A 25,522-nucleotide genomic window follows, 5' to 3' on the forward strand; every position below is an offset into this window, starting at 1 on the left:
AATCGGACAGTTGTGCACAATGGGCACATGATGCTGCGTGTAGACCCCCGACTACCGCTCGTGTGGCGATCCCCTACGAGTGCTCAGTTCGGCATTGACCCACCCGTCGTTGTATTGCCCCGCGTCACCGAGACTCAAGAGAAGATCCTCTCTGCTCTCGTGGCCGGCATCAGCCGGAGTGGCATCGGCATGCTGGCGAAGTCGCACCCCGACGAATGCAACGATCTGCTTGATGCGCTTTCGCGGGTGCTGGTCGCTACTCCCCCGCAGCCGCCGAGCGCTCACGTCGCGGTTCTAGGTTCAGGCGTTCTCGTCGAGTCCATTGCGCGCATTCTCGCCGCCAGCGGGGTGAGCGTTGATGTCGCTTCCACTCCTGATGAACTCACTAACCCCGATCCAGATCTTGCGATCGTCGTCGGTCACTTCGTGATTCCGCCATCGGTGCACTCACACTGGCTTCGCCGCGATGTGCCCCACATGCCCGTCGTCATCACCGACTCTGCTGCCGAAGTTGGCCCGGTCGTTACTCCTGGAATCACCGGATGTCTGTTATGCATCGATCTTCATCGCCGAGATGCCGACCCGTCCTGGCCTGCCATCGCCACCCAACTCATGGGTCGCACCTCACTCGCGCACACCCCCACGCTCGTTGCTGAAGCCGCCGGGGAGGCGAGCCGCATGGCCCTGCATCGTCTCGGTCGCAGCGGGTACACCGTCTTCGACCAGACACCGGCCGACGCGACGTCATCGGTGCGCATCGATCACGCCACGGGCCGCCGCGATGAAAGCTTGCGCTTTCGGCATCCAGAATGTGGTTGCCAACAGGTGACGAACGTTACAAGCGTTGAGTCCGGTCCCGAAGGTCGTCGAGGAAGCGGCTGGGGGCACGACGCGCAGCCCGGCCTGTTTGTGCGCTAGCCGACCACGACATCCCGAGTGATCGTCGCGCACGGGTAATACCGACGTACAGCAGACGACGTTCTTCGTCGATCGCTTCTGGGGTGCGGGCGTAGCTGATGGGCAAAAGGCCCTCATTGAGGCCAATGAGGTGCACGCACTCCCACTCCAGACCCTTGGCCGAGTGCAGGGTCGCGAGGTTCACAGCGGAACGCAGAGGTTCGTTGTTGCTGCTCTGGCGATCGACAAGGTCGGCCACGAACTCCCGCAGCGTCATCTCGGCAGCGGCATCCTCGGCGAGACGCATGATCACGTTGAGCGATTCCCACCGCTCGCGAACGGCGCCGGCGGTCTCGGGTGGTTCTTGCGACCATCCAATGGAGCGCAGGATGTCGCTGACTGACTTGAACAGTGGCTCGGTCGCCGTGGTGATTGAGGCACCACGCAACAGCATGATGGCCTCTTTAACTTCGCGCTGGTCAAAGAAGCGAGTCGCTCCGCGCACGAGGAAAGGCACGCCGGCCGCGGTGAGCGCGGCCTCAATGGGCTGCGACTGAGCGTTGATGCGATAGAGCACGGCGATGTCTTCGGGGCTGGTTCCCGCGGCAATTTGGGCCGCGACTGCGGCGGCAATGGCGACGGCCTCGGCGTTGTCATCGTCGTAGCCAGTGACCTGCGGGGTCGGCGAGTGCTCGGTTGTTGCCGCCTGCAGGGTGAGCGCACCCTTCTGGTTCGCCATCAACTTGTTCGCGGTGTGCACAATCTCGGGAGTCGAACGGTAGTTGCGTTCGAGCCGAAGTACCGCAGCGTTGTCATGTTGCGAAGCGAAGCGCAGCAAGAAGTCAGGGCTCGCTCCGGCAAAGGAGTAAATGGTCTGGCTCACATCGCCGACGACACAAAGATCATCGCGGTCGCCCACCCACAGCCGCAGCAGTTCGTGTTGCAGCGGGGAAACGTCCTGATATTCGTCCACGACAAAGAAACGGTATTGCTCGCGCACCTGCTGAGCGATGCGGGGCTCAGCCTCGATCATGCCTGCGGCGGCCAAAAGCACGTCTTCGAAATCGATCTGGCGCCGGGCATCCTTGATCGACTCGTAGGCGGATTGGAGTTCAACCATCTTGTCGATAGTGAGGGCCGCGGGCACCGTACGGCCGGCATGGCCGTATTGCTCCACCGACATCCGCGACGTCTTTCGCCACTCGATTTCGGCAGCGACATCCCGCAACGTTGCGGTATCGAGCTTGAGTTTGATCGAGTCGGCAGCGTGCGCAATCATGCGCGCTTTGCCCTCGAGGAGACGCGGCATCGTGCCACCGATGGTCTGCGGCCAAAAAGCGTTGAGCTGGGAGAGAGCCGAGGCGTGGAAGGTGCGCGCGGCGACGCCTTCTGCCCCAAGGCCACGCAGGCGCCCGCGCAGTTCCCCCGCGGCGCGATTCGTAAAGGTCAGAGCCATCACTCGGCCAGGAGGGTACACACCGGTCGCGACGCCGTACGCAATGCGGTGAGTGATTGCGCGAGTCTTTCCCGTGCCGGCACCCGCGAGAAGGCATACCGGTCCGAGGAGCGTTTCGGCGGCCTGACGCTGGCCCTCGTCTAGTGCGTCGAGTAATTCGTTAGCGTCAAGCGTCACGGTTGTTCGTCAATCGGTTGGCCGTACCAGTGCTCGATGATGGCGCGAGCGATCGAAGCATGGCCCGGCAGGCGGATGTCATTGAGAGAGTTCGCAAGCTCGTCGCGGCTGAACCAACGCAGGTCAAGAATCTCGGTGCCATCCGGGGTACCGGGGCCCTTGAAACCGGGAGCAACGGATGCCGTGAAGCCGAGCATGAGCGAGGCCGGAAACGGCCAGGGCTGGCTGCCCAAATAGACGGGATCAACCACGGGAACGCCGGATTCCTCAAAGATCTCGCGCTGCACGGCAGACTCCAACGACTCCCCCGGCTCCACAAAGCCGGCAAGCAACGAGTACCGGTTCGACTCCCAGAGTGCGTTCGACCCAAGCAGCAAGCGGTCGTCGTTGTCGGTGACGCCCACAATGATCGCGGGATCAGTGCGCGGAAAGACTTCAAGCTTGGAGGCGACATCGCGGCGCACCCAACCGGCCTTCTCCACGACGGTCGGCTCTCCCGTGCGAGGTGAGAACAAGTGCGAGGAATGCCAATTCAAGATCGCGAGCGCTTCAGTGAAGAGCCCCGCATCGCGATCGCTCAGCTGTGGAGCAATACTGCGCAGGTTGCCCCACTCGGCCTCGGCAAAGTGTCCGGCATCCTCAAGTTCGACCGTCACGATGGGGGTGCCCACTGGTTCCGGACTCGTGGTCGACATCGAGCGCCCCAGATAGACGCTCGTGTGGCCGCGCTCGATGGCATCCGGGTGCAAGAGCGCCAACGAACCGTCGGCAGACAGCAGCGCCGAGCCATTGAAAATGGGCAGCACGCGGGTGCCCGATTCGCGCCACAAGCGGTCAAGAAGACGCGGGTCTTCCCGAGCTAGGTGGTCACGATCGATCTCATATCGCGACAGTGGCAGTCGCGAAAGAAAAGCCTGTGACATGTATCGACCCCGTCCCAAGTGCGTGGCGTGCGGCAAATGCACGTCAGAGCAACCTACCCTGAGTGTTATGGCCAGATCACATCTCACTCTAGCCGCGCTGGCGACCTCTGCTGTCGAGGGACTCGAAGTTGCCGCAGCCGCCCCGTTCGGCACCGGCAACGGAAACGACTTCGATTCGGCGCTCATCACTGACCGCGCCGGCAAACACTGGATTATTCGTGTGCCGCGAAACGCTGCGGCCGAGAACGTACAGTCCGCCGACCTCGTCGCTTTGCGCGCATTAAGCGCCGGCGTACGCACTCGACTCCCGTTCAATGTCACGAGCTATGCGGGCCAGGTTCCCGTCGGACAAACGCGCGGCATCGTCTACGAATTTGTGTACGGCAGCAAAGTTCCGATGCGCTCGTACACCACCGGTGCTGGGTCGCTTGCGGCATCCATTGGTTCCGCGATCGCCGCGATTCACGCTCTTCCGACAAGCTTCGTTGCGGATGCCGGACTCCCCGTGCAGACCGCCGGCGAGTGCCTCCGTTCCTGCATTTCAATCATCGATCGCGCCGCCGCCACTAAGCTGGTGCCCGCAGCACTGCTCGAACGCTGGCGCAAAGCGGCCGAAGATTCCAAGCTCTGGCAGTTCCAGCCCAGCGTCGTCAATGGTTCCCTCGTCTCCGATTCGTTCCTGAGCGCCGACAACGCTGTGACCGGCGTGCTCGGCTGGCAAGACATCAAGGTCGGCGATCCGGCAACAGACCTACAGTGGCTGCTTGGTCCGCGCAATGACGCGATCATCGACACCGCCTTCGGTGCCTATGCGGATGCTCGCGGAGCCGGCGACCGCCAGCTCAAGCAACGCGCCACCTTCTATGCCGAACTCTCGGTCGCGAAGTGGTTGCTGCACGGCACCGAAGTGCGCAGTACCGAAATCGTTGACGACGCGGGTGAGATGCTCACGACGCTGCTCGATGACATCCGCGACGACGTCATGAACCCCATCAGCGCCAACACGATGCCGACCATGGCAGTGGACGAAGTTGAGGCAATGCTGCGCAAGGACAACCGCGCAGTTTAGTTTCACCGGCGTTAGCGCCGTGGCTCGTTGGTCCGTTGGCACGTTGCCGTGCCGCACTGCGCGTGCCGCACACGCCGTTCCGCATGCGCCATTCTCACCGCGCCTGCTCGCTACTTGCGTTCGCGGCGCCTCTTCGACGAAGAACGCAGGAGCGTAGAGCGCAACTTTCGCAACTTCATGCCGTGAGGTTCCGACGGCACTGCTGCGGCATCCACGATGGTGATGGGCTCGGTGATCGCGCGCGACTGATGCTTCGGCACGATGGCCACCCAACGACCGGCTCGGCGCGGCGCCACTTTTACTGTGAGGCGACCGGAGCGGGCGAGCACGATAGCGATGCCGATCGCGACCGCGGCGGGCACACCACCGGCGATGACGAAGGCAAGCTTGGCGCCCCAGAGTTCGGCGATGGTTCCCATGAGCGGACCACCGACGGCCTGGCCGCCAAGAATCACCATGACCCAGAAGGCCATAACGCGACCACGAATGACGAGGTTCGACGAGAGTTGAACCATCGTTTCAGCGGCAGTCATGAGGAGCAGTCGGCTGAGGCCGATACCGATCAGCACACCCAAGAACATGCCGTAGATAGGCACGATGCCCGCGAGCATCATCATGGCACCGTAGAGCACCGCTCCAAAGATGATCGTGCGCAGGCGGAGACTCGCTCGGCGGGCTGAAGCAAGCGCTCCGAGCAGGGCACCGATCGCAGCGAGTGAGTTGTACAGGCCGTAACCGCTGGCGCCGGTGTCGTAGACGGTGTTGGCCATGGCGGCGAGAAGCGTGGGCATCGGCATCCCGAACACAGCGACAACGAAGACCATCACCATTGTCCAGAACAGTGTGGGTTTGGCACGAATGTAGCGAATCGCTTCGCGAATTTGGCCCTTTGATTCCGGAGCCCGCGGGGCGATCAGCAGTTCGTTCTTGCGCATGGACGCCAGGATGATCACTCCGATGACCACCGCGACAGCGTTGATGCCGATTGCCCAGCCGGAGCCAGCGGCAACGATGAGTGCTCCGCTCAGGGCGGGCCCGAGGAAGGCACCCGAGTGGAAGATCGAGGCGTTGAGGCTGATGGCATTGCGCAAATGGCGAGGGCCAACGAGCTCGTTGACGAACACCGCACGAGCAGGGTTGTCGAAGACCTGGATGATACCCATCAGGAGCACGAGCAGATAGACGAGCCAGAGCTGGGCGACCCCCATGATGGTGATGATTGCGAGCGCAAGACTGAGCATGCCGATGATGGACTGCGCGACCATCAGAGTCGCCCGCTTGTCGAAACGGTCGGCGATCACTCCGGCATACGCGCCAAGGATGATCGTCGGCGTGAACTGAATGGCGATCGTCAGGCCGACGAGCGCTACGTTGCCCGTGAGTTCCAGAACGAGCCAGTCGACGGCGATGCGCTGCACCCACGCCGCCGTGTACGCGATGAATTGCGCGATGACGTAGAGGCGGTAGTTGTGGAGCCGCAGGGAGCTGAAGGTATCGCGCCAGAGCGGCCGTTGCATGACCGCCGAAATTGGCACGGTCGCCGGCGACGTCTCAGATGGCATGCTCACACGCTCAAGCGTATTGTCTGCTCACTCATTTCGCGGCATAATCAACGCTATAAATTCGATTACGTTTCGTAATGGGGCATTGTGTTTGATCCTGTCTTGCTGAAATCGTTCGTCGCCGTCGCCGACACCCGCAGCTTCACCGACGCCGCTCGCACCCTTGAACTCAGCCAGCCCACGATCAGTCAACACATCCGCAAACTTGAGGCTGCTGCAGGCCGGATGCTCGTACTGCGCGACACTCGCACCGTCTCCCTCACCGACAACGGTGAAGCCATGCTCGGCTTTGCGCGCGCGATCCTCGCGGCCGAAGACCAGGCGGTGAAGTACTTCACTGGCTCTGCGATGCGCGGCCGGCTTCGGTTCGGATCAGCAGATGACCTTGCCCTTACCCAGTTGCCGCGCATCCTGCGTGACTTTCGCCAGCTCTATCCACACATCAATCTCGAGCTCACCGTGAGTCAGAGCGGCAATCTCGTACGCCGCCTGCAGGCCGGTCAGCTCGACCTCGTTTTCGTCAAGCAAGACGCTGGAGCGGAGGGCGGACGCTTGGTGCGCCGCGACCGGATGGTGTGGCTTGGCCACAAGAGCATGACCGTGGAATCGGGGACACCGGTTCCGCTCATCGCCTATCAGGCGCCCAGTCTGGGGCGTGCGTACGCGATGCGCGCGCTTGAGGCTGTCGGACGCACCTGGCGCATCACCTGCAATGTGAAGGAAGTGAATGGGGCTCTCGCCGCTGTGCGGGCAGGCATCGGAATCGCAGTATTTCCGCAGTCGCTCATCCCGCCCGACTTGGCCCAGGTGCCAGCATCATTCGATCTGCCAGAGCTCGGCGACGTCGACTTTGTGTTGCTCGATAACCCCATGGCAGCCCGAGAACCAATCGAAGCGCTCAGCACCGCCATTCTGAGCCGCCCGGTGCAGCGGCGCGCCTAGCCACCGGCAGGCTCAACCACCGAAACTGGGTGCGGCGCCGACAGACTTCGCCCAGGCGTCACGCAGTTCGGCCTCGTCGGAGATGTGTTCAGGCCGAATCACGATGTCATCAGCGACGAAGTAGAACGCCGCATCGATCTTCTCGGGCGGCACGCCCTTCCACTGCGCGTAGGCCAGGCGGTAGAGCGCAAGCTGCAGTTGCTTCGCTTCGAGGTCGGCCGCATCCTGCGGAGCCCGGCCGGTCTTCCAATCGACGATTTCGAAACGGTCACCGTCGGCATACACGGCATCGATCTTGCAAATGACGACGCGGTCACCGAAGGGGACGTGAATCTCGATCTCAACATCGACCGGTTTGCGCGTGGCCCACGCCGAACGCTCGAAGGTGGCTTGCAATTCGGCGAGCTTTTCGACATCCGCCGCGTTCTCGCCTTCGAACCCATCGAAGTCAGTGCCATCAATTTCGAGAACAAAAGCATCAAGCGTTTCGGTGGATGCTGTAGAACCGAATCGCGATTCGACCCACTCGTGAAATTGGGTTCCGAGGCGCGTGGCCCGGTAGGGCCTTTCGGGCATGGGACGACGGAGCGAGAGAGCGACGGCTTCGGGGTCGGCGATGTAGTCCTTGAAGCGAGAGGCCGGGATGCGCTGCGGCAGCGGGGTTCGCCGCGCTTCGCTAGCGGCACGGCTGCGCTCAGCGAGCAGAAGGTCGATCTCGTGCGACCAGAGGCCGTCGGCGCCGGGGTCGGCTGTGGCGACGAGGTGCGCGGCGGTTTCAACGCTCGTACGACGGTTGCCGAGCGGATCGAAGGGCCAGAGCGGGTCGACGACATCGTTGAGGGTGGGGTTCTCATCGTTGACCGGGTCGGCGGGAAGCTCTTCGATCAGCCCGCGCTCTTCGAGCTCTTGCAGGAAGATACTCGGTGCTTGTGGTTTGCTGCGGCTCGACCAGAACGAACCGGTAAGCAGCAGATTGTCGCGGGCACGCGTGATCGCAACGTAGCCGAGGCGTCGTTCTTCTGCCTGGTGGCGGTCGGCCAGTGCCGATTTGAATTCTTTGAGAGAGCCATCAAACTCGGATTGGTAGTGCGCACTCTCCCACTCGAGTTCGGGTAGTTCGCCGGCATCGCCACGAAACGCGAAGGGCAGCTTGCCGAAACTTACCCACCCTTTGCCCTCGCGAGAGGTGGCTGGCACTTCGCCCTCCACTAAGCGGGGCACGGCCACGAGATCCCATTCCAACCCTTTGGAGGCGTGAATCGTGAGCAATTGCACCGTGCCGGCTTCGGCATCGTCACTGCGCGGGCCCATCATGTCTTGCTGCGTTGCCCGTCGCAACCACGACAAGAAGCTGCCCAAGTTTGCCTGATCATCACTGGCCAAGAAGCCTGCAAGCTCATCGTGGAAGGCATACAGATTCGCCATTCCGTAGGCCTGTGGGCGGCTCGCCACCACCTCGATGTCGAGGAGCAGCTCTTGCTCAAGCAAGCGCACGAGATCGCCGAGTTCGAGCCCTGCACGCGAACGGAAGAATGCCAATTGCTTGGCGGCATCCTTGAGTCGAGACAGGCCTTCTTCGCTGAAACCCTTGAGCTGCGAGTGGCTTGCGGGAGCTTCGCCTACGAAGTCGAGAGCATCGACAATGGATGCCGAATCATCGACGGCGACGGAGTCCCGCATCCGCTGGCGCACTTCGGCGCTCAGCTCCTGCTGCGTGACTGAGCGGCTCAGCAACCAGCGCGAGAGTGACGCGAGCTCTTGGAGATCGCGCGGGCCGATGGACCAGCGCGCGCCCGACAGCAGCCGAATGAGTTCAGAGCCGGCGGTGGGGTCGTGGATCACGGTGAGCGCGCTCACAAGATCAACGATTTCGGGGGTCGAGAGCAGGCCACCGATGCCGAGCACGTGGTACGGAACGTCTTCTGCACCGAGGGCAGTTGCGAAACGCTCCATGTCGCTGCGACGCCGGAACAGGATGGCGGCGGTCGGCGGGGTGGGAGCCTGAGCGTCAGGATCGGGGTTGTAGTGGTTCCACGCCTGCGGCGCTAGGGCACGAGCAAACCACTTCGCGACGCCGTGGGCTTCTTCATCAATGCGTTCGAAATAAAACGTGTCGACCGATCCAGCGGGGGCGGCGGGCCGAGCACCGAGCGATTCGACGCGCACTGGTGAGCGTGCGCTGAGCGGTTCGACGATGACGTTGGCGGCGTCGAGCACGGTGGTGGCATTGCGCCAACTCGTAGAGAGAGCGAAATATTGCGCATCAGCGTTCTCGGTGAAGTCGCGACTGAAACGCGCGAGGTTAGCGGCGCTGGCTCCACGCCAGCCATAAATGGACTGGTGCGGGTCACCGACGGCCATGACCGAATGGTTGCCGAAGAGGCGTGCGAGCAGTCGGGTTTGCACGACGCTCGTGTCTTGGTATTCGTCGAGAAGAACGACCCGATAGCGGTCTTGGTAGTGCGCAACAACGTCGTCGGAGCGCTCAGCCACTTCCAGGGCGAGAGCAACTTGGTCGCTAAATTCGAGGAGACCCTGCGCCCGCTTCTGCTGGGCATACTGAACAGCCAACGTCAGCAGCGGCGCGAGCGAACCAACCTCTTTCACGGCGTCAATAACCGAGGCGTAGGGGGTTTTCTTGCGGGCAGTCTCGGCGTAGGGAAGCTCGGAAATCTGGGTGAAGCGCTCCGCGTAGACGGCAACGTCAGCGGCATTGGCGACGTTGTCACTGAGCGCATGGCTGAGGTCGAGAACGGCCTCGGTGAGCGCGCTGATCGACTTTTCGAGGCCGATGAGCCGTTCATCCGTGCTCGACACCACAAGCTTGCGGGCCAGTTGCCAGGAGGACGGATCGTTGAGGAGAGTCGATTCGGGTTCGCGGCCGATCAGGAGCGCGTTCTCGGTGAAGAGTGCGCTGGCGAAGGAGTTGTAGGTGGAGATAGTGGGTTGATCGAACTCGATCGAAGCTGTTTCGGGGGTCGCCACAAATCGTTCGGGATGCGCGCTCTGCACCTCACGCAGAATCGCGATGCGCTCGCTCACGCGTTTGCTGAGCGAACCAGCGGCTTTTCGGGTGAAAGTGAGGCCGAGAATCTGGTCGGGGCTCACGAGGTTGTTGGCGACGAGCCACACAACGCGGCTGGCCATCGTGTCGGTCTTGCCGCTGCCCGCGCCGGCGACGACGAGGGCGGGGCTGAGCGGAGCCTCGATCACCACACGCTGTTGTTCGGTGGGAGCGTGGATGCCCATGAGACCGGCGAGGTCGACAGAAGAGATCATCGGGCACTCACCGCCGGCACGACGTGGATGCGGCAGTTGCCGAAGCTCCACGGATCGGTGCAGTGGCTGCTGACCCTGGCTACGAATACGCTGCCGGCCATTCCGCGGGCATCCTCAATCACGCGCTGTCGGAACAGTTCGAGCTCCTCGTCGTTCATCGGTTGCTGCTTGGGTGCGTCATAGTCGCGCGTCTTGGCCGACGGCGAGAGCACGACAAGCTTCGCTCCCCCGTTGACGAGGCCTTCGGGCACGCCGTCGATGGCTCCGGAGGCGAAGGCGAGTTGGTAAGCGGCGAGCTGCGGATGATCGGCAACGGCCTTATCGCTCGATGGCTCGTTCTTGCCGGTCTTGAGGTCGACGATCACGGCAGTGGTGCCGCCGTACATCTCGACGCGGTCTATCTTTCCGCTCAGCAGGGCTTGTTCGAGCGGCAATTCAAACTTCATCTCGTTGCTGATGAGTTCTCCGCCATCGGCCGCGAAATCACGCAGATAGGTGGCGAGGTGTTGCGTGAGTTTCTTCGCCCGCAGCTTCTCGGCCTCCGATTGCCAGGAGGCCTCGAAGGTCATCTCGCCCCAGCGTTCTTCGACCGCCTTATACAGCGCATCGGCACTGAAGTCGGTGGCCGTTTCAGCAACACCGTGGATGAGCGAGCCAAGGTTGGAGGCCACATTGGTCGTGGAGCCACCCAGCTGGTCGATCGCCCAGTGCAGCGGGCACGTTTCGAACGATTCCATGCGCGAGGGAGACACCCGCACTTCGGCATCCGGTTCGCTCAGGTCGACGAGCGGCGCTGTGGTGCTTGGCGCACGAAGCCCGTACCAGGAACGCGGATCGGCACCGGGAACGCTTTCGCCGGCGAGGCGTGCCAGCGACGCAGCAGCAGCCTCCGGCTGAGAGCCCGTGGTCAGCTCGCGGCGCAGCACGCCCACGAGCCCACGCAGGCTGAGCGGCGGGCGCGAACGCACGGGCTCATCCGGTTCAGGAATGAGCGTCAAGAATGGAGACGGCATGTTGTCGTCACCGGCCACGGCAGTGACGATCACCTCGCTCGTGGCCCGCGACACGGCCTGGGCGAACATCCGCAATTCGTCGTGGAGCACTTCGCGGCGACGGTCGGCGACCGCGAGTTTCTCCCCCGCCAGCACACGCGGCAGATCGTGGGCTCCGAGCAACGAGCCACGCACACGCAGGTTGGGCCACACGTTCTCTTGCATGCCGGCAACCACCACAACATCGAACTCTTGGCCGATGACGGATGCCGGCGTTCCGACCGTGACCGAGTCAACGATCGACCGCGCGGCGAGGGTGTCTTCCGCGACATCGGCCGAGAGCCATTCGTTGAGAAAAACGTTGGCGGGGGCATCCGGTCGACGCTCCACAAAGCGCTTGGCCGAGGAGAACAGGGCAACCACGGCATCGAGGTGACGGTTGGCTTCTTCGGCGACAACGCCCGCGCCCAGTGCTTGCTCGAACCAGCGATCGGCGAGCCCGCTGCGCTGCCATGCGCCCCACAGGAGTTCTTCGATGGTGTCGCCTGCGGCCCCCGCAGCGGCGGTTTCGCGAAGGTTCTTGGCGACCGCTGCAGCCTGCCGGGCGACGCGATTGTCGATCGTGACGAACCCGGCCGGAGCCGCAAGCGCCTGCGCGATCAACTCGTCGGCCGAGTCGTAAATTTCGGCACCGAGCGCTTCGTGACGCAGCGCAGCCTTGAGGCGCCGTAGCGAGACGGTGTCGAAACCGCCAACGGAACTACACAGCAGCTCGACGGCTGCTGCGGCATCCAGCGGGCGACGTTTCAATGCCAGCTCAAGCAGAACGATTAAGCCGTTGACACTGAATTCGTCGCGCACGGCACTGCGCGCACTCGACACACTCGTCACAACTTCGAGGGTGCGCAACTGCCGGGCCAGCGATGGAATCAGCGAACCGGTGCGCACAATGACGGCCATTCGCGACCACGGCACCGACTCGAGCACATGCTTCTCGCGCAGGTGGCGCGCGATGAACGCAACCTCTTCGGCCGGTGTCGTCAGCTGAAAACTGTGGATGCTCGACGGCGCTGTGGCGACCGCCGGCGACTTGCGCTGCTCAATGAGCCCCGCAACACCGATGCGCTGGGTGAGATTGGTAACCGTCTGACGCAGCTCAGCACTGTGCCGATGCACCGATGACAAAAACAACGATTCACAGTGCTCAAGGTGAAGGCGTGTTGCCCACTGCGACAGCACGGCAGGCTGCGCGCCCCGGAACGACCCCGTGGTGAGGTCAGGATCGCCGAAACCGATGATCGTAATGCCGCGACTGGCGAGTGCCCGCACGAGAGAAATGGTGGCCTCGGTGAGTTCGTGGGCGTCATCGACCACGACCAACCGCAGCCGATCGATCGCCGCATAGTGGCCGCCCTCAATCAGCCCAGCGGCCTCAGCCAGCAGCTCGCTCGCGTCGAAATGCCGATCGCGATAGCTGGCCTTCACCTGGTCGTACACAGAAATGAACGCGGATGCCGCCACCCATTCCGGTCGATCGGTGCGTTCCCCGAGCGCCGCCAAGTCAGCGGGAGTGACCCCAAACTCGACACAGCGCATCATGAGATCTCGCAACTCGGTGCGGAACCCCCGCAGGCGGCGAACCTCTGGATCGAGGTGGGCCGGCCACGGCGCTCCCGTGCCGTCGGCGATTTCGCCCGCCAGTAGGTCAGAAATAATTTGGTCTTGCTCGGCGCCTGTGAGCAGCGTTGGCGGGCCTTCTCCGGCAACAGCAGCAGCCTCGCGAATCACTTCGAACGCGAGAGAGTTCGCGGTTCGTGCCATTGGCCCCAAGGTGGGCGCATCGATGCGTGCCGCCAAACGATCACGCAACGCCGTCGCGCTCTGACGGGTGGCCGACAGCACCACAATCTGCTCGGGCGACCAGCCGCGGGCGTGCACACGCTGCGCCACCAGCTCAACAAGAGTCTCGGTTTTACCCGTGCCCGGCGCTCCAACAACGATCGCGCTCACACCGTCGGCGAGGTCGACAACAGCGCGCTGAGAATCGTCGAGCGTATGCGGTGCGTTAGCCGCGGCATCCGCACGCTCAGAGGGCAAGGTGACCATGCGTCAACGCTATCGGGATGCGCTGACAGTGAACGTGATATTCATCGCGCCCCGTTGTGTCGTAATCTTGGGTCGTGGACATTAGCATCGGTATCAACAACAGCCCCCGTGAGATCAACTTCGAGTCGGCACAGTCGTCGAGCGAGGTCGAGACCATCATCGCCGAGGCATTGAACTCGGATGCCAAGTACGTGAGCCTGCGTGACGCCAAGGGCAAGCTTTACATCGTTCCTACCGCGTCAGTCTCCTACGTCGAACTCGGCGAAGAAGAGTCGCGCCGCATCGGATTCGTGGCCTAACAGTGGAACTGCTGTTCGTCACCGTCATCGGAGCGTCGCTCGCGACCATCATTCGTTACCTGCTGCCGTCGCGCGGCATGTACGGTGCGGCGCTGTTGCCCGCTATCGGTGCTGCCGTTACCGCAACCGTGTGGGTTGCTCTGGTCTGGGTCGGCCTCACATTTGACGGCACCTGGATCTGGGTTGCGAGCCTGCTCGCCGGCATTGCCGTGGCTCTGGTCGTCGCTATCCGCCTACCGCGTCACCGCGAAGTCGCCGATGTGCGTTCCTTCGAAGCGCTCTCGCGCAGCTAACTGAACGCAGTTCGCTAGGCGGTCAGGCCGAGCGCATCCATTCGACGGGTGTGCGCGGCAATGAGCTCGGTAAACACCGGCTCAACCTGCGCCTCCGTGGTGCGAGTGTGGTCAGGGAACACGAGCGCGGAACGCGCCAACAGCATCATGTCGCCCATGAGCCGACGGCCCCACATCGCCAGTCGCGAATCAAGGCGGGGATTGGCATCGATCGCTGCCTGCAGATATTCAGCGAGAACCTTCTCGCCTGACTCTCCGCGGAAAATTTCGACGAGTCGAGTGTGTGATTCCGTGGGAAGCCCGGCAGCAAGTCGCGCGTAAAAGTCGTCAAAGAATCCGGCGCTCAGGTAGGCGGTGATGAGCGATTCGTACCAGTCAGCGCCACGAGCGATGCGTTCGAAGTTGTCGACGGCTTCAGTGAATTGGTCCATCACTTCGGCAGGCGAGCCGCCAGCCTTCGTGATTTCTTCCACCAACCGGCGGTGCTTCGACAGCGACAACTCCGCCGCTTTGCCGATCGAGGTCTTCGCAGCGGTAGTGGGAGCGTTAGAAATGACGCGCGAGAGGTTCTCAAAGATCTTGAGCTGCACATACGCTGCGCGCCCCAAGAAGGCGAGAATGTCGGGAGTGAACTCCGCGAGGGCTACTTTTTCGGTCGCTGCAACATCAGATCGTGACCGAAGGCGAGGCACTTCGATGCGACCTGGCTTGCGCGAAAACCACTTAACCACGGAGCCAGCTTAGAGCGTGTGAGAGCCCTGCGCAGTTGCAACAACCCGCCTCGCCGCCTCAATTCACGGCCTCGACCCAGCAGAACCCGCTAAACTACGGGCATCCCCCCGACTCAGGAGGGGGTCCGGCGCCCCAGGTCAAAAAGGGCGCATCGCACCTAGACGGGCTTCATACGTGACTTTTTCAGAACTCAATATCGATCAGGACATGGTCGATGCTCTTGCCACCAAGGGCATCATCGAACCGTTCCCGATCCAAACTCAAACCATTCCTATGGGCCTCGCAGGCCAGGACATCATCGGTCAGGCTAAGACCGGTACCGGTAAGACACTCGGCTTCGGGCTTCCCGTGCTGCAGTCGCTCGGCAAAGATCCCGAGCCCGGAGTAAAGGCACTCATTGTGGTGCCGACTCGCGAACTCTGTGTTCAGGTAGCTGAAGACCTCGTGCTCGCGGCATCCAACCGCTCAACCAAGGTCGCTGCCATTTATGGTGGCAAAGCTTACGAAGGTCAGGTCGAGCAGATCAAGGCCGGCGCCCAAGTGATCGTCGGCACTCCTGGTCGATTGCTCGACCTCGCCAGCCAGCGCATGCTCTCGCTCAAAGACATCAAGGTGATGGTCTTGGATGAGGCAGACAAGATGCTCGACCTCGGCTTCCTTGCCGACATCGAGAAGCTGTTCGCGCAGACGCCTCCTACTCGTCACACGATGCTGTTCTCGGCAACGATGCCCGGCCCGATTGTGGCTCTCGCTCGTCGCTTCATGAACAAGCCCATCCACATCCGCGCCACCGACCCCGACGAGGGCCTGACGCAGAAGAACATCAAGCACGTCGTTTACCGCGCGCACAACCTCGACAAAGACGAGGTCATCGCGCGCATCCTGCAGGCGGAGGGTCGCGGCAAGACTGTTGTCTTCACGCGCACCAAGCGTGCTGCTGCCAAGCTTGTTGAAGAGCTGAACGACCGCGGCTTCAACGCTGCTGCCGTGCACGGTGACCTCAACCAAGAGCAGCGTGAGCGCGCCATGGCTGCGTTCAAGGCTGGCAAGAAAGACATTCTTATCGCGACGGATGTTGCGGCACGAGGCATCGACGTCAACGACGTCACCCACGTGATCAACCACACCATCCCCGACGACCACGACACCTACCTGCACCGTGCTGGCCGTACCGGTCGCGCCGGCAAGACCGGTGTTGCTGTCACGTTCGTGGACTGGGCAGACATGCTCAAGTGGACGCACATCAACAAGGCGCTCGAAATGGGCATCCCCGAGCCGACCGAGACCTACTCGTCGAGCCCGCACCTTTTCTCCGACCTCGACATTCCTGAGGGAACCAAGGGCCGCCTTCCTGGTTCGCACGCTCCGGCTGTGCGCACCAGTGGCGCTGCTTCGGGCTCGGGATCAGGCTCAGGCGGTGGCCGCGGATCACAGCGTTCAACCGACTCATCACGTCCTCCCCGCAACCGCACGCGCTCTGGATCGGGTTCCGACTCCAATGCGCGTTCACGCTCGAGCGAGGGCGATTCTGTTTCCAGCGCACGCGCGGCTGACGACAACGTCCGCCCCGAAGGCGGCGGCACCCACGATGGTGGAGCCCCCGCCCGTCGCAAGCGCACGCGTCGCCGTCGCGGCGGAAACGAAGGCGCACCCACTGCGCCTCCGACCGCGTAGAACAAACGACGAGAATCGCCACGATTAGCGGCGGAGTCACGCAGAATAAGAGTTATGGCCGAAAAGGAAACGCCCAAAGTCGGGATTGTCGCCGAGAACGCGAGCATCATCACGATGCTTGAGAACGTTGTGCGCACCATCACGCCGATCGTGCCAGGTACGGCCGAAGTGGTGCTCCACGAGATCGCGAAACTGCCCGAGTCCATCGTTGCCGTTGCTGGAAACGTCACCGGTCGTGCCGTTGGCGATCCCGCTACGGATGTTCTCCTCGAAACCGTGGCAAGTGGGAGCTCACGGGACTTTCTTCAGGGCTATTCCACGGTGCTCCCCGATGGCCGACAGCTAACGTCGAGCACGACGATCTTTCGAAATTCGCGGGGTGAACCAGTAGCCGCCCTGTGCGTCAATTCTGATCTCGGCGCTTGGGAACGACTACGCGACCTGGTGTCAGAGATGAGCGGTTTCCCGCTTGTTCCCGCCACCGCAGAGACCCTGGGGACAGGCTCGAACGAACGCTTCGCACACGACGTTGAAGAGCTGGCCGATCACCTCATCGCTGATACCATCGCCCGCGCAGGGGTTCCGGTCGATCTGATGAAGAAAGAGCACAAGCTCGCCGTAGTCGCCCGCCTTCGCGAGCGTGGCATGTTCCTACTGAGGGACGCAGTCGAAACCGTCGCCGGCGCACTGGAAGTGACCCGCTTCACGATCTACAACTACTTGAACGAGCTCGAGGGCGCCCCCGGCAACGAACACGGGGACGCCGACGGGCCCTCAGGCAGTTAACGCTTGCGTGATTCGATCAACGATGGTTTCGAGCACGGGCCGCGGCGTTGCTATGTTCAACCGTACGAAACCGTTGTATCCTTCGCCAAATGCGGGGCCACTGTTGAGCTTCACGTTTGCCTTTTCCAGCAAGACCTCGCCGACCTCACCAGCAACTTCATAGGCGCTGAAATCAACCCACGTCAGATAGGTACCCTGAAGCGGTAGCAGCTTGGCATCCGGCAGCTGTGCAGCGAGCGCATCCTTGAGTATTAGGTAGTTCGACTCGAGGTAGCGTGTTACCTCATCAAGCCACGGTGCGCCGTCTTTATACGCCGCCGTATTGGCTCGGATACCAGGCGTGCTCGCCCCATGGCTGGCCATAAATCCAATCGTTTTCCACTTCTCGCGGTCGGCGTCAGCGCTCAGGATAATCTGCGCACACTTGAGCCCAGGAAGATTGAATGCCTTCGACACGGATGTAGCAGTGATGGAGACACGCGCGGCTGCGTCTGACACACTCGCGAGCGGAATATGACGGTTGCCAAACAACGTCAACGGGGCGTGGATCTCGTCGCTGAAGATCCGAGCATCGTGGGCATCCGCGAGGTTGGCGAGCGCGGTGAGCTCAGCCGCTGTATAGACACGCCCCGTGGGATTACCCGGGTTTGCCAGGATGATGAGATTCGCCCCACCGTCGAGGTGCGTCGCCATCGTCTCCAAATCGAGCACCAGCAGCCCGTTCTCATCGGTCAACATGGGCACTTGGATAACCTCTCGCCCGAGGGCGGGCGGCACAAAGAGGAACGGCATGTATGCCGGTGTCGGCACGATAACCGCGCCGCCGGGTGCGGTGAATTCCACGATCGCCAGCTCAAGGCCTTTGATAACGTCCGCAATCGGAGAGATGTCCTCGGGGTCAACGTCCCAGCCATAGTGCGAGGAGTACCACTGGGCGGTCGCTGCCGACATATCCGCGGCTAACGCTGCGGGCGGGTAGCCGAATTCGAGACGCCGTTCCGATGTTCGCCACGCCTCAATAACCGAAGGTGCGGTACCGAAATCCATCTCCGCCACCCACGCTCCGATCACACCGGGTTCTAGGCTCCATTTGGCGCTGCCTCGTGCGACGAGCTCATCAATACTGGTCGCATCCCATTGGGCGGCCAATGGACTAATCGGGTTGGTCATCGTCATGATTTTTCACTCTTTCCCGCTGCAGCGAGTTCGTTGAGGTAGTTGTAGATAGTAAAGCGAGTCACACCGAGCGCTACGGCGATGACTTCGACGGCATCCTTCAGGAGAAAGAGGCCACGTGCCTCAAGCTGCTCCACGACGGCCAGCTTGTGTTGCTTCTTCATAAGTTCGACGGGGACACCGGTGTTCTCAATCGCGCTTCCGATTAGCTCCGACACCAGTTCGTCGACACTGCGAGGGAATGATTCCCCCCGCTCCGACTTCCCCCTCTCCCCGGCAGGAACGGCGGGACTCTCGAGCCGCGCTGGCGGTCGAGAACGTGCGTATGATGCACGCCCCAACACCATCGCATCAACCTGCTCCTGCGCAGTGAGCCAATCCGAAATATCGGTATTGATACACAGCGCAGCAACCGGGATACCGCCGCTGTCCCGCACAATCATCGTGGAGGAACGCAACCGCCTACCATCGGGCAATACACTCTGGTAATCGATGTTGTTCTGCACCCGGTCAACATTCCGTAGCTGCTCAAGGAGCAAATCAGTTGCGGGGTCGCCCACTTGCCGCCCCGTCACCGTGCCTGCGATAGCAACCACGGAATTCGGCAGCAAACGGATCTCGTGCAGCACCACTTCGCTATCTGTGCTCAAGCTCCGCCAGAGCGGCTCAACAAGCCCTGCAAACAGTTCGAGAACCCGCTCTCCGTCTGCGCTCAGTTCGTGTGATGCCGAGGATTCATAATCATCACTTCTGGCGCGATCCACTTTCATTAGCGAGCCAGCGAGAAAACCGGCGCAGAAGGTGACGTGCCATCAACGAGGTCAGCAAGAATGCGCCCCACACTCGGCGTGAACTTGAACCCATGGCCCGAGAACCCCGCACCAACTACAATTGGTCCGACCCTGTCGAGCACGAATACGCTGTTGGGACTCGTCGTGTAGGTGCAACTGATCGCAATGAAATCGTCTGGGTCCGTGCCGGGCAGCCAGTCACGCGCATAGCGTTGTAGCGCGGCGAGTTGCACTGATTCCGGAACGAAACTGCGCAAATCAGGATCCGTCACCGGACCAACGCCGTGCCAACCGGCCTTGATTCCTTCTCCTGGGGTGAACATGCCGTAGATGGGCGAGTACCAGTAGTCGTAATCGGAGTCACCTGCGATGGGCGCGTGATTGAAACTCGGCCACGGCGTTGCGATATCCCGTTGTTGAAAATGCGCAGGCTGCTCTTGGGTGACGACTAGTTGTGGAAGGGCCATTGTTGCGCCCAACAGTTTCGTTGTCCACGCGCCCACCGTTACGACGACGGTCTTCGCAATATAGGTTTCGTCACCCGTCACGATTTCCACCGCGTCGTCTGAGAGCACGGTTATCTTGAGCACCTCGGTGTTGTGTTTCACCACGCCACCTAGCGCCGCCGTTTGTTGCTGAAGCGCGGCCACGGCAGCATCTGCCCGCACCCGGGCGCCCTCCGGCATGTACTGCACCGCAGTAGCAAATCGAATGCCCGGCCACCGCTCGTGGGCTTCTTCGGCTGCAAGCATTTCAACGGGAACGCCGTGCTCCCTCAACCAATCGTTTCGCGTCACATCAATTCCGCCATGGTTGACGGTGCCAATAACATCGAGAAGGGTTTCTCCGGTTGCATCCTCGAGTTCATTCCAGAGCCGTCGTGACTCATGAATCATTGAGTTGTGCACCTCGTCTACATACCCCGTGCTGAAGTTGCGCGTCGCGCCATGCGAAGCCCCATTTTTGTGGCCTGGGGCGAAACGCTCTAGAAGGACAACGGGCCTCCCGCGTCGCGCAAGATTCCAGGCGGTTGATGAGCCCATCGCTCCGCCCCCGACTACGACGGTGTCGACATGTTGAGTCATGATGCAGTTCTCCTTTGTTGCGGTGCTGCCGCTGCTTCGGCGACGCTGCTGATGCGCGGAATAGCCGCCAGCAGTTCTTGGGTGTACTGATGTTGTGGATGCTCGAATACGTCGTCGACATCGCCCTGCTCCACTACCCAGCCGTCTTTCATGACAAGAACGCGGTCGCTAACGTGACGAACTACGCCGAGGTGGTGCGAGATAAAGAGGTACGACATCGTAAATTCTGCTTGCAGATCGGCAAGAAGGTCGAGGACTTGCGCTTGAATTGACACGTCGAGCGCCGACACTGCCTCGTCGCACACAATTATTTCGGGACGCATTGAGAGCGCCCGAGCGATCGCAACGCGCTGACGTTGGCCACCAGACATCTGAAGAGGTTGACGCTCCAACATGCTCGACGTGAGACCGACTAGATCCAGCAGTTCCAGCTTCCGCGCCTTCCGATCCGAGCGCGGATGGTCGATCCTCGCGAGGGTCTCACCGAGAAGTTGGCTCACGCTATAACGCGGGTCGAACGAGCTCAGCGGGTCCTGATAGATAACCTGCATTCGCGGTCGCCGAGCGAGGCGCTGCCGTTCTGGAATCCCCGACCATGGACAGCCATCGAGCGACACATTGCCACTATCTGGCTCGTCAAGCGCTAGCGCCATCCGGGCCGTCGTTGATTTGCCAGAACCTGACTCCCCGACAATGCCAATCGTTTCGCCGCGGTGAAGGTCGAAACTGACACCATGAACAACGGTGCGATCGCCAAAACTCTTCACGAGGTTCGTAGCGCTCAGTACAACATCACTGGAGATTTCGGCACGAGGTTGAACCAAAGTCTCACCGACCTGGATCGAGAGCCGAGTGCCCTTCGCATGTTCTACAGGATCGGCGGCCAGGAGCGCCTTGGTGTATTCGTGTTGGGGATTGTTCAGAACCTCAGCCGTTGGCCCGTCTTCGACAAATTCGCCGTAGCGCATGACGTACACCCGGTCTGCGACCTGCGAAACAACCGCAAGATCGTGGCTGATAAGCAGAATGCCGGTGTTCTCCCGCTTGCGCGCCGCCAGCAGCTCTAGGACTTGAGCTTGCACGGTGACGTCGAGCGCCGTTGTGGGCTCGTCGGCGATGATCAGCGCAGGATTCGCTGCAATTGCTGATGCGATGAGCGCCCGCTGACGGAGCCCTCCCGATAGTTGGTGGGAGTACTGGTTCATGCGCAACTCAGGTTCGGGAACGCCAACCTGCCGAAGCAGCTCGATCACCTTCTCCTCGATTTCCGCTGACGGAACTGTCTTGTGGAGCTCGAGCGGTTCCGAGATTTCCTTTCCGACGGTACGGAGCGGATCAAACGAGACCAACGCATCCTGCAGCACCAGACCCACCTCGACTCCGCGCAGCTCTCGCCACTGCTTGTTGTTGAGCGCCATGATGCTCCGCCCACCGACGGCGATCTCGTCGGCAGTGACCACGGCACCAGCACCTGTGAGCCCGATGAGACTGCGTGCTGTAACTGTCTTGCCTGAACCAGACTCGCCTACGATCGCAACGCACTCACCACGGGCGATATGAAAGTCGATTCCGTGGACAACTTCGACGCGTTTTTCTCCCTCGCCAAATGCGATCCGCAATTGACGCACATCGACGAGAGGAGCGGCATCTTCCAACTTCGAGACTGTATTCGTCATGCTGTTCTCCCATCGAGACGACGTTGAAGATATTGACCAAGGACGGTGATCGAAAGCACCGCAGCGGTGATCGCTAGGCCGGGGAAGAGCGCCGCCCACCAAGCCACGGAGAAGTAGCTCTGGCTGGACGCCAACATTGCACCCCACTCTGGAGCTGGTGGCTGCGGGCCCAGCCCGAGGAAGCTAAGCGTCGCCCCCGTGCCGATCGCCGATCCGATGCCGATTGTGGCGAGGATAAGCACGGGACGAATCGCATTCGGCACAATATGCCGCATCACGATCTGCAATCGCGGAATGCCCAGCGACACTGACGCATCGACGTAACCGGAACGACGGATGACCATGATCTCTGAACGCACTAGGCGCGCGTAACCCGGCACGGAGAAAAGCGCGATGCCGATGATGACGTTAAGCGTGCCCTTGCCCATCACCGCAATGATGACGAGCACGAGAAGCAGTCCTGGAATTGCCAGCAGAATGTCAACGAAACGCATGACTACGGCATCCGCCCATTTTCCGCCCTGCGCGGCAATCACGCCTAGCAGAGTTCCTGCAATAAGCGCGAGCGCGGAGGCACCAAGACCGGTCAACAGCGATGGGGTCGCACCGTGAACAATGCGGGTAAACACGTCGCGACCGTTTTCGTCGGTGCCGAGGATGTGCGCTGCACTCGGTGCCTTGAGCGTCTGGAGAGGGTCCGCTGCGAGCGGGTTTCCCGGTGCAATCAGGTTTGGCCACACCGCCGCGAGGACGAAGAAGGCGAGCATAAGCGCCGATAACACCACAGTGATAGGCGCCCTAGCGATTGCATGCCATACCTCGCGGATGGAGTTCGAAACAGTCGGCTTCAAAGCAAGTGTCGTCATTATCGGAGCCTCGGATCAATAATTGGGTAGAGCAGGTCAATGACAGTGTTGACAATGACGTAGAAGACAGCCGCTACGATCACGATGCCGAGCACGACAGGCATGTCCTTATTGAGAACGGCGGAGAAGATCATTCGCCCGATTCCCGGCCGAGAGAACACCTGCTCAACTACGACCGCCCCGCCAATGAGAGTGCCTGAGAGCCACCCCACCAGAGTGATCACCGAGACAAGGCTGTGACGCAGTGCATGCCGCACGCGAACCACAAATTCCCCTGCACCGCGTGCGCGGACTGTCACGATGAACGGCTCATCCAGAGTCTTCTCCAGAGTGTCCCGCATCACCTGGCTCAAGGTGGCAGCAACGGGGAGCCCGAGCGCGATGCTTGGCAGCACCAGAGCGGCCACACCGTTCGCCCCGGTGGAGGGAAACATCCTCAAACCAAAGGAGAAAATGGTGATGAGCATGATGCCCAACCAAAAGGCCGGTACCGCTACACCGATCGACTCCAACGCTTGAAAAATAGAGCGCACTCGTTTGCCGCGATGAGCGGTCGTCAATGAGACGATGAAAGCTACGGCAACGGCGAATACTGTGGCGGTGATCAGGAGCGTCATGGTGTTGGGGAGCTGTTCCGCAATCGCGTCGACCACGGGGCGGCGTAGCGCATACGAAGTACCGAGATCACCCTGCAGCACACCACCGAGATAGCTCAGATACTGCTGGAAAAATGAATCGTCGAGCCCATACTTCGCGATGATCTGTTCGCGTAGCTCTGGAGTAACTTGCACCACACCACCCGCGATGGACTGCACTGGGTCCCCGCCCATCGATTTCAACGCGAGGAACGATGCCGTGATCGCTCCCCAAATCACGATGACCGCGATTCCAATGCGTCGAGCAATTGCTTGGGCGAGGCCCCGGGACTTGCGTCCCGGAGCCGCCACAATCAGTTCGACGGGTGTCGAAACGGTCATTCGGATTTCCAAGCGTCATAGAAGATCGGGAACGCTTGCGGTTCCCATTCGATCCCTTGCGCAGAGTTCGAGGCTCCGAGAATGTACGAGAAAACGTACTGCGGGAATACCAACACCTGATCCGCAATTTCCTGCTGGGCTGTGCCATACAGATCGGTGAGCTCATCCGGGTCGAGCGTGGCGAGCGCGTCCGACAGCGAATCGTCAATCACGGGTGATGTGTATCGTGAAAACGCGGTGTTAAAGCCGCCATCGGGGATGTTGGCGCTGTCGAATAGTGTGCGAAGGACATCGGGTGACGACCGCTGCCAGCTGATCTCGATGAGATCGTAAGAGCCGCTCCCGAGTGCCTCGACGTAGCTACCGAGGTCTTGGGACTCAATCACCATCTCAAAGCCGAGCTTGGCGGCCTCCGCTTGCACCTGCTGAGCGAGCGTGTCCCGTTGTTCGCGTGCCCCGGAGATCATCGGCATCTGGATCGCGAGCTTCTCGCCGTCCTTCACTCGAACACCGTCAGCGCCCATCACCCAGCCTGCGTCGTCCAACAGTTTCGCTGCTGCATCCGCGTCATATTCGTACGAGGACTCTTGCGAGGGGTCGTAGTAGGCGGTGTTCGGTGCAATGGGTGAGTTCGCTGGTTCGAAAGCACCGAAGTAGACCGAGCCGACGAGCGTATCGAAATCAATACCTATGCGGAATGCTTCGCGAACATCGATATCTGCGAATACGCCCATCTCTGTGTTGGGGAAGTAGTTGTAGTTTCCGCCTGGCGCCGCAGCGCTATCGGTGTAGAGGTTGGAGTCCGCCTCGAGCGCTTCCACATTCACCGGTGGAATGCTCGCGATCGCATCGACTTCTCCGCTCGAGAGTGAGCCAAGTCGCACAGAATCTTCCGGAACGATCGTCATGACAAGCTCGTCGAGGTAAGCAGCGCCCTGATGGTTGGCTGTTTCCGGAGCCCAGTTGTAATCGGGGTTCTTGAGGTATGTAATGCCCTGCTGAGCCACATATCCCGTCTCGCTCATGAAGGGGCCGGTGCCCACGATTACCTTGCAGAGTTCCCCTGGATCTTGCAGAAGCGTCTCGGGCGCTTCCATCCCGAAGTACGCGGTAGCAACCGACGGGAGAAATGCGCTGAAGGGAGATGAGAACTCCACACTCACGGTGTAGTCGTCTAGGACTGTTGCCGCCACGAACGGTGCGATATATCCGGCTGAGAGTGCGGATGCTGTGGTTGGGTCAACGATGTGATCGAAGTTCGCTTTGACCGCAGCGGCATCAAACTTCTCGCCATTGGTGAAAGTCACGTCGTCGCGCAGCTCAAACGTGTAGGTCAGTTGGTCATCCGAGACCGTCCACGATTTAGCCAGCCAGGGATGAACCTCTCCGTCGTCAGTGAGGCTCACGAGGGAGTCGAGGATGGGGCGAGAGTAGAGGGCCGCTAGGTCCGCCGCGCTCTGGTGCGGATCGAGGCAATCGGTGTCGCCGTTCGAGGCGAAAGTTAGGGTCCCGCCCGAAACGGGTTCTCCCCCGCTCGCAGTCGTGCTTTCTTCTGCACTGCACGCGACGAGTCCCGCCGTGATCGCGAGGGCTGCTGCCCCGCTCGTGACGAGACGCATTGTGCGCCTCGAGGGTGTGTTCAACATCGATGTCTCCTTGGGTCGGCTCCAGGTCGGGATGTGAAGAAACGGGGCATCATTGGCGCGTTGGAGGCGACGTTATGACAAACAGTGGAGGCCTTGCAATAGCTGTTGAAGCACGCAA

Annotated in this window: 20 protein-coding genes; 7 read left to right on the plus strand and 13 right to left on the minus strand. The window is 61.3% G+C overall.

Annotated features, from left to right (window positions below; genetic code table 11):
* Positions 1-27: 27 nt before the first annotated feature.
* A complete protein-coding gene (locus I6E81_RS10180; RefSeq protein ID WP_197107336.1) occupies positions 28-918 on the plus strand; it encodes a hypothetical protein in 891 nt (296 codons plus the stop codon).
* Here the strand turns inward: I6E81_RS10180 and I6E81_RS14640 are convergent.
* Together I6E81_RS14640 and nudC are read right to left on the minus strand one after the other, a co-directional pair.
* Positions 836-2,530 (minus strand): ATP-dependent helicase, encoded by a 1,695-nt coding sequence (locus I6E81_RS14640; protein WP_197107337.1) that lies wholly within the window; start codon positions 2,528-2,530, stop codon positions 836-838. The genes I6E81_RS10180 and I6E81_RS14640 overlap by 83 nt on opposite strands.
* On the minus strand, positions 2,527-3,453 hold the full coding sequence (nudC, locus tag I6E81_RS10190; protein ID WP_197107338.1) for an NAD(+) diphosphatase: 927 nt from the start codon (positions 3,451-3,453) through the stop codon (positions 2,527-2,529). Before nudC ends, I6E81_RS14640 begins: the two co-directional genes overlap by 4 nt.
* A 67-nt stretch (positions 3,454-3,520) precedes the next feature.
* On the opposite strand from nudC, the gene I6E81_RS10195 reads away from it, so the two are divergent.
* A complete protein-coding gene (locus I6E81_RS10195; RefSeq protein WP_197107339.1) occupies positions 3,521-4,522 on the plus strand; it encodes a phosphotransferase in 1,002 nt (333 codons plus the stop codon).
* A 110-nt stretch (positions 4,523-4,632) separates the two neighbouring features.
* Here I6E81_RS10195 and I6E81_RS10200 read toward each other — a convergent pair whose 3' ends face one another.
* On the minus strand, positions 4,633-6,084 hold the full coding sequence (locus I6E81_RS10200) for an MFS transporter (RefSeq protein WP_197107340.1): 1,452 nt from the start codon (positions 6,082-6,084) through the stop codon (positions 4,633-4,635).
* An 87-nt stretch (positions 6,085-6,171) separates the two neighbouring features.
* Between I6E81_RS10200 and I6E81_RS10205 the strand changes: the two genes are divergently transcribed.
* Positions 6,172-7,026: a LysR family transcriptional regulator gene (locus I6E81_RS10205; RefSeq protein WP_197107341.1), complete on the plus strand. Its 855-nt coding sequence runs from the start codon at positions 6,172-6,174 to the stop codon at positions 7,024-7,026.
* A gap of 12 nt (positions 7,027-7,038) precedes the next feature.
* Here the strand turns inward: I6E81_RS10205 and I6E81_RS10210 are convergent, their stop codons facing one another.
* The gene (locus tag I6E81_RS10210) at positions 7,039-10,305 is read right to left on the minus strand and encodes an ATP-dependent DNA helicase (RefSeq protein ID WP_197107342.1); all 3,267 of its coding nucleotides are present in this window, start codon (positions 10,303-10,305) and stop codon (positions 7,039-7,041) included.
* Positions 10,302-13,403: an ATP-dependent DNA helicase gene (locus I6E81_RS10215; protein WP_197107343.1), complete on the minus strand. Its 3,102-nt coding sequence runs from the start codon at positions 13,401-13,403 to the stop codon at positions 10,302-10,304. Before I6E81_RS10215 ends, I6E81_RS10210 begins: the two co-directional genes overlap by 4 nt.
* 74 nt (positions 13,404-13,477) lie before the next feature.
* Between I6E81_RS10215 and I6E81_RS10220 the strand changes: the two genes are divergently transcribed.
* Together I6E81_RS10220 and I6E81_RS10225 are read left to right on the plus strand one after the other, a co-directional pair.
* A complete protein-coding gene (locus I6E81_RS10220; RefSeq protein WP_129073342.1) occupies positions 13,478-13,702 on the plus strand; it encodes a DUF3107 domain-containing protein in 225 nt (74 codons plus the stop codon).
* Between the two features lie 2 nt (positions 13,703-13,704).
* Positions 13,705-13,995 (plus strand): hypothetical protein, encoded by a 291-nt coding sequence (locus I6E81_RS10225; RefSeq protein WP_197107344.1) that lies wholly within the window; start codon positions 13,705-13,707, stop codon positions 13,993-13,995.
* 14 nt (positions 13,996-14,009) lie between these two features.
* Here I6E81_RS10225 and I6E81_RS10230 read toward each other — a convergent pair whose 3' ends face one another.
* Positions 14,010-14,726 carry a ferritin-like fold-containing protein gene (locus I6E81_RS10230; RefSeq protein WP_197107345.1) on the minus strand — a complete coding sequence of 239 codons (717 nt, stop codon included), beginning with the start codon at positions 14,724-14,726 and terminating at the stop codon, positions 14,010-14,012.
* Positions 14,727-14,901: 175 nt separating this feature from the next.
* Between I6E81_RS10230 and I6E81_RS10235 the strand changes: the two genes are divergently transcribed.
* Both I6E81_RS10235 and I6E81_RS10240 read left to right on the plus strand, forming a co-directional pair.
* Entirely contained in the window at positions 14,902-16,401 is a 1,500-nt protein-coding gene (locus tag I6E81_RS10235; protein WP_197107346.1) for a DEAD/DEAH box helicase, read from the plus strand.
* A gap of 54 nt (positions 16,402-16,455) precedes the next feature.
* The gene (locus I6E81_RS10240) at positions 16,456-17,187 is read left to right on the plus strand and encodes a transcriptional regulator (RefSeq protein WP_197107347.1); all 732 of its coding nucleotides are present in this window, start codon (positions 16,456-16,458) and stop codon (positions 17,185-17,187) included.
* Here the strand turns inward: I6E81_RS10240 and I6E81_RS10245 are convergent.
* From I6E81_RS10245 to I6E81_RS10275, 7 genes are read right to left on the minus strand one after another with little or no spacing between them, the layout of a single operon-like run.
* The gene (locus tag I6E81_RS10245) at positions 17,176-18,363 is read right to left on the minus strand and encodes a MalY/PatB family protein (protein WP_231604131.1); all 1,188 of its coding nucleotides are present in this window, start codon (positions 18,361-18,363) and stop codon (positions 17,176-17,178) included. The two genes, I6E81_RS10240 and I6E81_RS10245, sit on opposite strands and share 12 nt — an antisense overlap.
* On the minus strand, positions 18,360-19,133 hold the full coding sequence (locus I6E81_RS10250; protein ID WP_255529058.1) for a transcriptional regulator: 774 nt from the start codon (positions 19,131-19,133) through the stop codon (positions 18,360-18,362). The genes I6E81_RS10245 and I6E81_RS10250 overlap by 4 nt, the downstream gene beginning before the upstream one ends.
* The gene (locus I6E81_RS10255; RefSeq protein ID WP_197107349.1) at positions 19,133-20,239 is read right to left on the minus strand and encodes an FAD-dependent oxidoreductase; all 1,107 of its coding nucleotides are present in this window, start codon (positions 20,237-20,239) and stop codon (positions 19,133-19,135) included. Before I6E81_RS10255 ends, I6E81_RS10250 begins: the two co-directional genes overlap by 1 nt.
* On the minus strand, positions 20,236-21,915 hold the full coding sequence (locus tag I6E81_RS10260) for an ABC transporter ATP-binding protein (RefSeq protein ID WP_197107350.1): 1,680 nt from the start codon (positions 21,913-21,915) through the stop codon (positions 20,236-20,238). Before I6E81_RS10260 ends, I6E81_RS10255 begins: the two co-directional genes overlap by 4 nt.
* Entirely contained in the window at positions 21,912-22,781 is an 870-nt protein-coding gene (locus I6E81_RS10265) for an ABC transporter permease (protein WP_197107351.1), read from the minus strand. Before I6E81_RS10265 ends, I6E81_RS10260 begins: the two co-directional genes overlap by 4 nt.
* The gene (locus I6E81_RS10270; protein ID WP_197107352.1) at positions 22,781-23,758 is read right to left on the minus strand and encodes an ABC transporter permease; all 978 of its coding nucleotides are present in this window, start codon (positions 23,756-23,758) and stop codon (positions 22,781-22,783) included. The genes I6E81_RS10265 and I6E81_RS10270 overlap by 1 nt, the downstream gene beginning before the upstream one ends.
* Complete coding sequence (locus I6E81_RS10275) at positions 23,755-25,404, minus strand: ABC transporter substrate-binding protein (protein WP_197107353.1); 1,650 nt, start codon at positions 25,402-25,404, stop codon at positions 23,755-23,757. The genes I6E81_RS10270 and I6E81_RS10275 overlap by 4 nt, the downstream gene beginning before the upstream one ends.
* Positions 25,405-25,522 lie beyond the last annotated feature (118 nt).

The sequence above is a fragment of the Salinibacterium sp. NG22 genome, assembly GCF_015864925.1.
In the GTDB taxonomy this organism is placed as follows: Bacteria; Actinomycetota; Actinomycetes; order Actinomycetales; family Microbacteriaceae; genus Rhodoglobus.